This is a genomic window from uncultured Clostridium sp. (genome assembly GCF_934754925.1).
GTDB lineage: Bacteria > Bacillota > Clostridia > Clostridiales > Clostridiaceae > Clostridium.
Genome location: NZ_CAKVJA010000068.1, coordinates 1 through 8,306 on the forward strand (window position 1 = coordinate 1; position 8,306 = coordinate 8,306).

The following is an 8,306-nucleotide window of genomic DNA, read 5'->3' on the forward strand; positions in this document are numbered from 1 at the left end:
TATTGCTGGCATTTGCAAACTCATACAATTTGCCAGGATAAGTATCACCCTAAGTAATGGTAATTTATCTGTAACTACAGTATAAGAAACATCTTGAGAATTAGTTGAAGTTTGAGTAAATCTTCCAGCTTCAATAATTTGTTTAAGCTTTTCTTTTTCTACAGGCATATCTTTAAAACGTCTAACACTTCTTCTAAATTTAATAAAATTTAAAAGATTTTCAGATTCTATAGCAAATGTTTCCTTATCATAAGGTTTTACTTCAGACATATCATAATCATCAGTTGAAACAGCTTCTACAGGACAGATTGCAATACAGTGTCCACATTTAATACATCCTTCATTATGTATATACGCCTTTCCTTCCTCTAAAGAAATAACACGTACAGGACAATCTTTTATACATTGTTTACATGCAATACACTTTTCTCTATCTACTTTAAACATTTAGATACACTCCTTAATTTTTAATATAAATCAGCTTTAAATTTATTTATAAATATAAGATGTAATATAAGTAAACTCTTTATTAAACTTTAAAACATCATAAACCTAAAATTTTAATTCATTATTAGATTGACCCTTTTCTATTAATTTAATTCTTATATTTTTTAAAGGGATTTTCTATAGCATAAATATACTTTTTTATTATATTTTTAAATTAAACTATATTTTTAGTAGTCTCTAGCTGAATATCTTTAGTTATGTTTTGTTTATTAGTTTATTAAAGGTATTATCTCTAATATTTTTGACATTTATATATAAAAAATTTATAATTTGTATATTAATTAATAACTAGATATCAATTGATGATGTGATTATATCATTGTTAAAACAGCAATGTATAATTCAAAGTATTTATACGTATATAACTAAAAGTTATAGATTTAGTTTGTGATTTTGCTTATAAAAATTTATTAACAGGAGATAAAATATGAATTTGCAACAATTAGAATATTTTAAAGTAATAGCAGAAACAAAAAATTTTACTTCAGCATCAAATATTTTGTTAGTAAGTCAACCTGCATTAAGCAAGGCAATTTCAAAGTTAGAAGAGGAGTTAAATGTTCCACTTTTTGAAAGAGAAGGACGTAATATAAAAATAACTAAATATGGAGAGGTATTTTTAAGGTATGCTGAATCTGCACTTAGTGATATTGAAAGAGGAATAGAAAAAATACAAGATATGAAAAAAAATAATGATAGAGTTATTTCAGTATCATCTACCTATTGCATAGGCGCCACAGTAATTCCTTTTTTAATAAGTAATTTTTTAAATACTCATATGCAAACAAAGTTTAACTTTAATAATCAAAGTACAGATGAGATATTAAAAGATTTAAAGTATGAAAAAATAGATCTGGGATTTTTTGATGATATAAAAAGTATTGAGGATTATCCTGAAATAGAGACTTCTCTAGTAAAAAAAGAAGAATATGTATTAATAGTTCCTAAAAATCATTATTTAGCTAATAAAGAAGAGGTATATTTAAAAGATTTAAAGGAAGAAAATTTTATAGCTTATAATGCAAAAGGTAATGAAAAGAAAATATCTTATGCCGAACTTATAGGTTATACACCTAAAATATCAGTGGAGCCAACTGAAGCTAGTATGCTTGCAGGCTTAGTTTCTGCAGGAGCTGGTATTTCAGTAGTTGTAAATACACCTATGATTAATACAAATAAAATTTCTAAAATAAAAATAAAGGACGATATTGGGTATAAGAAGATTTATATGGGATGGAACAAAGAAGCTTATATATCAAAGATTGCGGAAGAATTTAAACAATATATTATAGAAAATATAAATCAATGGTAAGTTTTGGTTGATAATTGTATTATAATATAAAATGTTGACTAAATATTGATATGAGTAAAGGTTAAAGAATTAGCAGAAAGAATTAAAAATAATAAATTATAATAAAAATAATGGACTGTAGTTTTTAAAACACAGTCCATTATTTTTATAAAGAAAAGTTGGCTACTATACAAATATTTAAGCAAATCCAAGTAGTGCTCCTACAGTATGAATTATAAATGCTACAATCCAAGCTATACCACATTGCATTAGAACTATGCATAGTGCAGCTTTTCTAGAACCAAGTTCTCTTTTTATGCAGGCTATTGCAGCAACACAAGGAGTATATAATAGTGTAAATATTAAAAAGACAAATGCAGTAAAAGGTGTAAATAAGGTAGAGAGTGCAGATGTATTTCCACCTAATAATACAGTTAATGTACTTACTACACTTTCCTTAGCAGTAAATCCAGTAATTAAGGCTGTTGATATTCTCCAATCGCCAAAGCCTAATGGAGTAAATAAAGGAGATATTAAACCGCCTAGTATAGCTAATAAACTAAATTTAGAATCACTTACCACATTAAGTCTTGTATCAAATGTTTGCATAAACCAGATAATAATAGTTGCTACAAAGATAATAGTAAATGCCCTTGTTATAAAGTCTTTAGCTTTGTTCCAAATTAATTGCCAAACACTTTTAGGACTAGGAAATCTATAATTAGGTAATTCCATTACAAAAGGTATTGGCTTACCTTTAAAGGTACTATTTTTTAAAAGTAAAGAAAATAATATTCCAACAATAATTCCAGAAAAATATAAAATTACCATAACTAATGCAGGATGTTTTGGGAAAAAGGCAGCAGTAAATAATGCATAAATTGGTAGTTTAGCTGAACAACTCATAAAAGGAATTAATAACATTGTCATTTTACGATCTCTTTCTGAAGAAAGTGTTCTAGTTGACATAATTGCAGGAACAGAGCAACCAAAACCAATTAAAAGAGGAACAAAACTTCTACCAGAAAGCCCAATTTTCCTAAGTAGCTTATCCATAACAAAAGCAATTCTTGCCATATATCCACTATCTTCTAATACAGATAAGAAGAAAAATAATACTACTATGATAGGTAAAAAGCTAAGTACACTTCCAACACCACCGAAAATACCGTCAATTACTAGGGATTTTACTATTGGATTAATACCATAAGCAGTTAAGCCCTTATCACAAATGTCTGTAAACCAAGATATTCCTATTGATAACCAGTCTGATAATGTAGCACCAATAACATTAAAGGTTAGCCAAAATACAAGAGCCATAATAGCTACAAAAGAAGGAATAGCAGTATATTTTCCAGTAAGTATATTATCAATTTTTACACTACGTATATGTGATTTACTTTCTAATGGTTTTATAACTGTATTATTACAGACATTAGTGATAAAAGTAAATCTCATATCAGCAAGAGCAGCTTGTCTGTCTTTGCCAGTTTCATTTTCCATTTCTATTATAATATGTTCTAGCATTTCCTTTTCATTTTCATCTAATTTTAGTTTATTTAAAATAATAGAATCACCTTCAACTAATTTTGTAGCTGCGAATCTTGCTGGAATTTTTGCATTATTAGCATGATCTTCAATTAAATGAAGTATTGCATGAATACATCTGTGAATGGCAGCTTGCTCATCAGAAGCATTTTCATCACAAAAATCTAATCTTCCAGGGCACTCATCAAATCTAGCAACGTGAATAGCATGTTCAATAAGTTCATCAATTCCCATATTTTTAGAAGCTGATATAGGTACAACAGGAATACCTAATAATTCTTCTAGTAAATTAACTTTAATAGTTCCACCATTTTCTTGAACTTCATCCATCATATTTAGTGCAAGAACTATAGGTAGGTCCATTTCTATAAGTTGCATTGTTAAATATAAATTACGCTCAATATTAGTTGCATCAACAATATTTATTATTCCTCTAGGATTAGAATCAATAATAAAATCTCTAGTTACTATTTCTTCATTAGTATATGGTGAAAGAGAGTATATTCCAGGAAGATCTGTAACTGTAGCCTCAGGATGATTTTTAATTACTCCATCTTTTCTATCTACTGTTACACCAGGAAAGTTTCCAACATGTTGATTGCTACCTGTTAATTGATTAAATAGTGTGGTTTTTCCACAATTTTGATTACCAATTAATCCAAAGGTTAAAGGAGAACCAGCAGATAATTCATTCCCCTTTTTATGAACATGATAAATCCCCATTTCTCCTACTTGTGGATGGGGTATATCATTGATTCTTTCTTTGTAATTTTTAACATATTTTTTATCAGTAACATCTTTAATTTCTATTTTTGCAGCATCAGCAATTCTTAGTGTAAGTTCATATCCACGTACACATAATTCAATTGGATCACCCATAGGAGCAACTTTAATAAGGGTGACTTGTGTATTAGGGGTAAGACCCATGTCCAAAAAGTGGTTTCTTAATGCACCGGTACCACCTACACTTACAATTGTTGCACTTTTTCCTACTTCTAATTCATCTAAGGTCATTTAAAATCCACCATCCTTTTTTATTGCTTTATTACTACAATATTTATTCATAATATATAAATAACTTGCTAAAAATTTAAAATAATAATGAAAGTAAACAATTAACTTTCCTACAGATAAAAATATTGCTATAATTTTAGTAAGAGCATATGGTAAGGTTGATATAATCTTAATAGGAAATAAAGTAAATAACATAAAAGGAGCACTATTAAAATGGGATTATTTGATATTTTTAATAAAAATAAAGGTAAAAAAGAACCTAAAGTAGAAGAATGTTTTAGCCAAACTGGAGATTTATTAGGGGAAATAATTGATTTAGCATCAAGATATACTATTGAGGATAATTTATTAGATAAATATAGTAATGATGGTACAGAAATAACTATTATTAATAAAGTAAGAGAAGAATTAGAATCAGTATTATTAGATTTAGGAAAATCATTAGATGAGTATTATAATAATGAATATACTACTGTAAAAGATACAAAAAAGGAAAATAATAATTTTTCCTATTCCTTAGACGCATTAGTAGTACTTTTCAATAATTCTCTTGATTTATATTCAGAAAATGAGGAAGTAAGAGATAATCTTAATTTTTGTTATAAAGTATGTAATGGTGAATTAGCTAAGGTGAAAGAAATTCTTATGGATGATAAAGCTATTGAAGATTTTACTGGAATTAAGCCAGTAGTAGTAGAAGAAATTGAAGAAGTCATAGAGGAAACTTCTAATAATGAAGAGGTAGCTGTTGAGAAGATTTCTAAAGAGGAAGCTACTGCAGTCATTGAAGATGATGTTGATAGTGATGTTGATGGAGATATAATAGTAAATACAGATAAAATGAAAATTTATTTTATCAGAATAAGTCGTAATGAAGAAGATGAAATAAGTTTAAATTTATGTATTGAAAATAAGTTAGATAAAGATGTTATAATTGAAAGTAAGGATGTATCTGTAGATGGAATTATAACAGTACCAAGTTTTAGTTGTAGTATTTCAGCAAAATCTAGAGTTTATGATAAGATGGTTTTTGAGAATAGTATACAACAATTAGTAAATCTTAAGGGCACTTTTTATATGATAGATGGTGATTCAACTAAAGTTATTGATGAATGTATAGTTTCTATGTTTAAAGAAGATTAATAAAATAATGTGAAAAAAGAGAGTCTTATAGAATATTTTCTATGGCTCTTTTTCTTATATTAAATTTGCTATGTACATTTCAAATTATATAAAGGTATTAGAATTTAATTGAATATATATGAATATAATAAATTATTAAATAATGTATTTAAGGAGATTATATGAAAAGCACTGTTAGAGTTACTAAATGGGTTGCGGGGGGACTTGAAGCTTTACTTGGAATTCCAGTGTTAGGAGCAAGCATAATAATAGGATTAGTATGGACTCCATTAGCAATTATGTTAGTATTTCATATTGTTAATTTAGTACTTTCAAAGAATGAGGATTTACCTGTTGCAGGAAGTATTTTGGGGATAGTAGGTAATGCTATTGGATGGATACCTTTTGTTGGTATGATAATGCATATTTTAACAGCTATATTTGTAATGGTGGAAGCCTATAAAACTAAAGTGGAATAATATACAAATTATAGATGTAATATATAACATAAATAATATAAAATTTATACAAAAATTAAGGGGATGCATATAGTATCCTCTTAATTTTTTTCTTTATTTGATAAATTTGATATGAAATTCTTATTAGGGGAGGATATATCCTTTTTATTAGTATGAGTAAGAGTTTTAATGTAAAGTACTGAAAGCTCTTTAATTAACTCAATAATCGTGGATTTTACTTCATCATCCATATTTTTTATTGAATCTAAAATAATAGGAATACTTTTTTTCCAATTCTGAAATATTTCAATGAAATTTTTAATATTTGTAGATTCTAAAATGTTAAATAAGGTTTCTATAAATAACTTACGTTCTTCATTAGATAGATTGCTTAACCAATTATGTAAAGTTTCATTAGTATATTGAGAACTATGAGAAATTTTTTTTAAATAAATAAAATCAGAATTCATTATTTCCCAGGAAAAGGGATTGTGCTGCCTTAAGCCACCAAATTTATTGCTTTTTACTACATGATAATCTTCATGATTTTCAAGAAGCATTCCTATAAAGGAGGCATGAGGTAAAGTTTTATGTATTTTATCTTTTATTTTAGAAAAGGAATCACTTTTTATTATTTCTTCTCTAAATCCAGGACCATCATGGCTGAATATCTTTATTATACGAGGAGAAACTCTATAATTACAGTTCATAGATGCATAAACAGCAATATTTCCACCCTTAGAATGACCTCCAACATAAAGGCTATGAGGAATTAATTTTGCAATTGTATTTAAATATTGAACTCCTTCTATTTGAGAAGGAATAGCTTTAGTAAATGCCATATTAAAGTCTTCTTTCCAACCTATAAGACTATAATCTGTTCCTCGAAATGCTACATATGCATATGTATTATTTAAAATAAATGTTGTTGCAGAAAATTGTTTTTCTGAACTAGAATCAGTTTTTGAAATATGATAATTAATTCGTATATCTCTAAATCTAGGACTTGCAGCAAGATAAAAAAGTAATTGTTTAGTAGGTTGATGATAAGGAACTTTATCAAACATTTTAGAAAATAATTCTGATTTTAATAAATCTTTAAATTTTACAGGTTCTCTATTTGAATTTATGGATCCAACTAAGTTATCAAGTAGTATATTGCTAATTTGGGATAGTATTAATGAATCTACAGCATTAAATTCTTTTTCGTTTAAAGTAGCAAGTTCTTTTTCTGCATAATTAATGATATTTTCCATAGTAAACTCCAATTATAAAATATATTATATAAAATAAAAATCTTATTAATTATTGTTTTCTCTCAAATAATAAGAAAGATACATTAAATTAGTATATAATTAATCTTGTACATATTTATATCTGAAATTTTTAATAAGAAATGAGGGAGAATTGTGAAGATAACATTAGAAAAGAAAGAAAATTATAAATATAACAGGTATAGATATAGTAAGTATAGATATAGCAAATATAGATATAGTTAAAAGAAGAAAATAAAAATAGCTTTGTAATAATAAGAGGAGCTTTAAGGAAGGTAACAGATGAAAAATTTAGAGTTTATTTATAATAGAAAAAGTGTTAGAAAATTTAAAGATAATGAAGTGCCAAGAGAAGATATTATAAAAATGCTTGATGCTGCAATACATGCACCATCTCCAAAAAATCAACAAACATGGCATTTTGTTGTAATTCAAAATAGTGAATTAATAAATAAGATAGGTGATATAGTAGAAAAGAATCATACTAACTTAGCAGAAATGGCAAAGGTAGAAAAACAAAGAAAGTTAATGATGACTTTATTACCGTATTATACATGCTTTAAAAATGCACCTGTATTAGTTGTAGTATATTCAAAAGAGTATTATATGATAGAGGAAACAATACTTAGAGATAATAATGCTAGTGAAGAGGTAATAAATGAATTAAGATTCCCTAATTCTGCAGCCCAAGGAGTAGGAGCAGCCATAGAAAACTTCTTGTTAGCAGCAACAGAACTTGGTTATGGAACTTGTTATATGACAGGACCAACTCATTCTAAGAGTGAAATTGAAGAGCTTATTAATTTTGAAAAAGATGAATATAAGTTAATGGCAATGATTTCTCTTGGAGTTGCAGAAGAAGATACACCAAACTCACCACCACGTAAGCCTTTAGATGAGGTAGTTACTTTTATTGATTAAATTATCAGCATAAAGTTTCTGTAAAAAAATGGGCGTTCCCCGGAGGTGCATCCATAAAATGGATGAACCTCCGGGGAACACCCATAAAATGGATATAGGATTTTATAATAAAAATAAAGCAGTTGCAAAAGTTAGTTTTGCAGCTGCTTTATTATAGCACTTATTATAGCA

7 protein-coding genes are annotated in these 8,306 nt (G+C 27.2%); 4 read left to right on the plus strand and 3 right to left on the minus strand.

All coding sequences use genetic code 11. The features are described from left to right. Nucleotides 1-447, minus strand: a 447-nt coding sequence (locus tag Q0G30_RS13355) for a 4Fe-4S binding protein (RefSeq protein ID WP_294391013.1), incomplete at its 3' end; no start/stop codon positions are given. Nucleotides 448-934: 487 nt separating this feature from the next. Between Q0G30_RS13355 and Q0G30_RS13360 the strand changes: the two genes are divergently transcribed. Then, a complete protein-coding gene (locus Q0G30_RS13360) occupies nucleotides 935-1,819 on the plus strand; it encodes a LysR family transcriptional regulator (protein WP_294391015.1) in 885 nt (294 codons plus the stop codon). 177 nt (nucleotides 1,820-1,996) lie between these two features. Here the strand turns inward: Q0G30_RS13360 and feoB are convergent, their stop codons facing one another. Continuing rightward, nucleotides 1,997-4,360, minus strand: a complete 2,364-nt coding sequence (gene feoB, locus Q0G30_RS13365; protein ID WP_294391018.1) for a ferrous iron transport protein B — start codon at nucleotides 4,358-4,360, stop codon at nucleotides 1,997-1,999. A 213-nt stretch (nucleotides 4,361-4,573) separates the two neighbouring features. On the opposite strand from feoB, the gene Q0G30_RS13370 reads away from it, so the two are divergent. Together Q0G30_RS13370 and Q0G30_RS13375 are read left to right on the plus strand one after the other, a co-directional pair. Next, on the plus strand, nucleotides 4,574-5,503 hold the full coding sequence (locus Q0G30_RS13370) for a hypothetical protein (protein ID WP_294130012.1): 930 nt from the start codon (nucleotides 4,574-4,576) through the stop codon (nucleotides 5,501-5,503). Nucleotides 5,504-5,664: 161 nt separating this feature from the next. Then, the gene (locus Q0G30_RS13375; protein ID WP_294130014.1) at nucleotides 5,665-5,961 is read left to right on the plus strand and encodes a hypothetical protein; all 297 of its coding nucleotides are present in this window, start codon (nucleotides 5,665-5,667) and stop codon (nucleotides 5,959-5,961) included. An 80-nt stretch (nucleotides 5,962-6,041) separates the two neighbouring features. On the opposite strand, the gene Q0G30_RS13380 is transcribed toward Q0G30_RS13375, so the two are convergent. Then, nucleotides 6,042-7,196, minus strand: a complete 1,155-nt coding sequence (locus tag Q0G30_RS13380; RefSeq protein WP_294130016.1) for an Mbeg1-like protein — start codon at nucleotides 7,194-7,196, stop codon at nucleotides 6,042-6,044. Between the two features lie 300 nt (nucleotides 7,197-7,496). Between Q0G30_RS13380 and Q0G30_RS13385 the strand changes: the two genes are divergently transcribed. Beyond that, nucleotides 7,497-8,135, plus strand: a complete 639-nt coding sequence (locus Q0G30_RS13385) for a nitroreductase family protein (protein WP_294391021.1) — start codon at nucleotides 7,497-7,499, stop codon at nucleotides 8,133-8,135. Nucleotides 8,136-8,306: the final 171 nt, after the last annotated feature.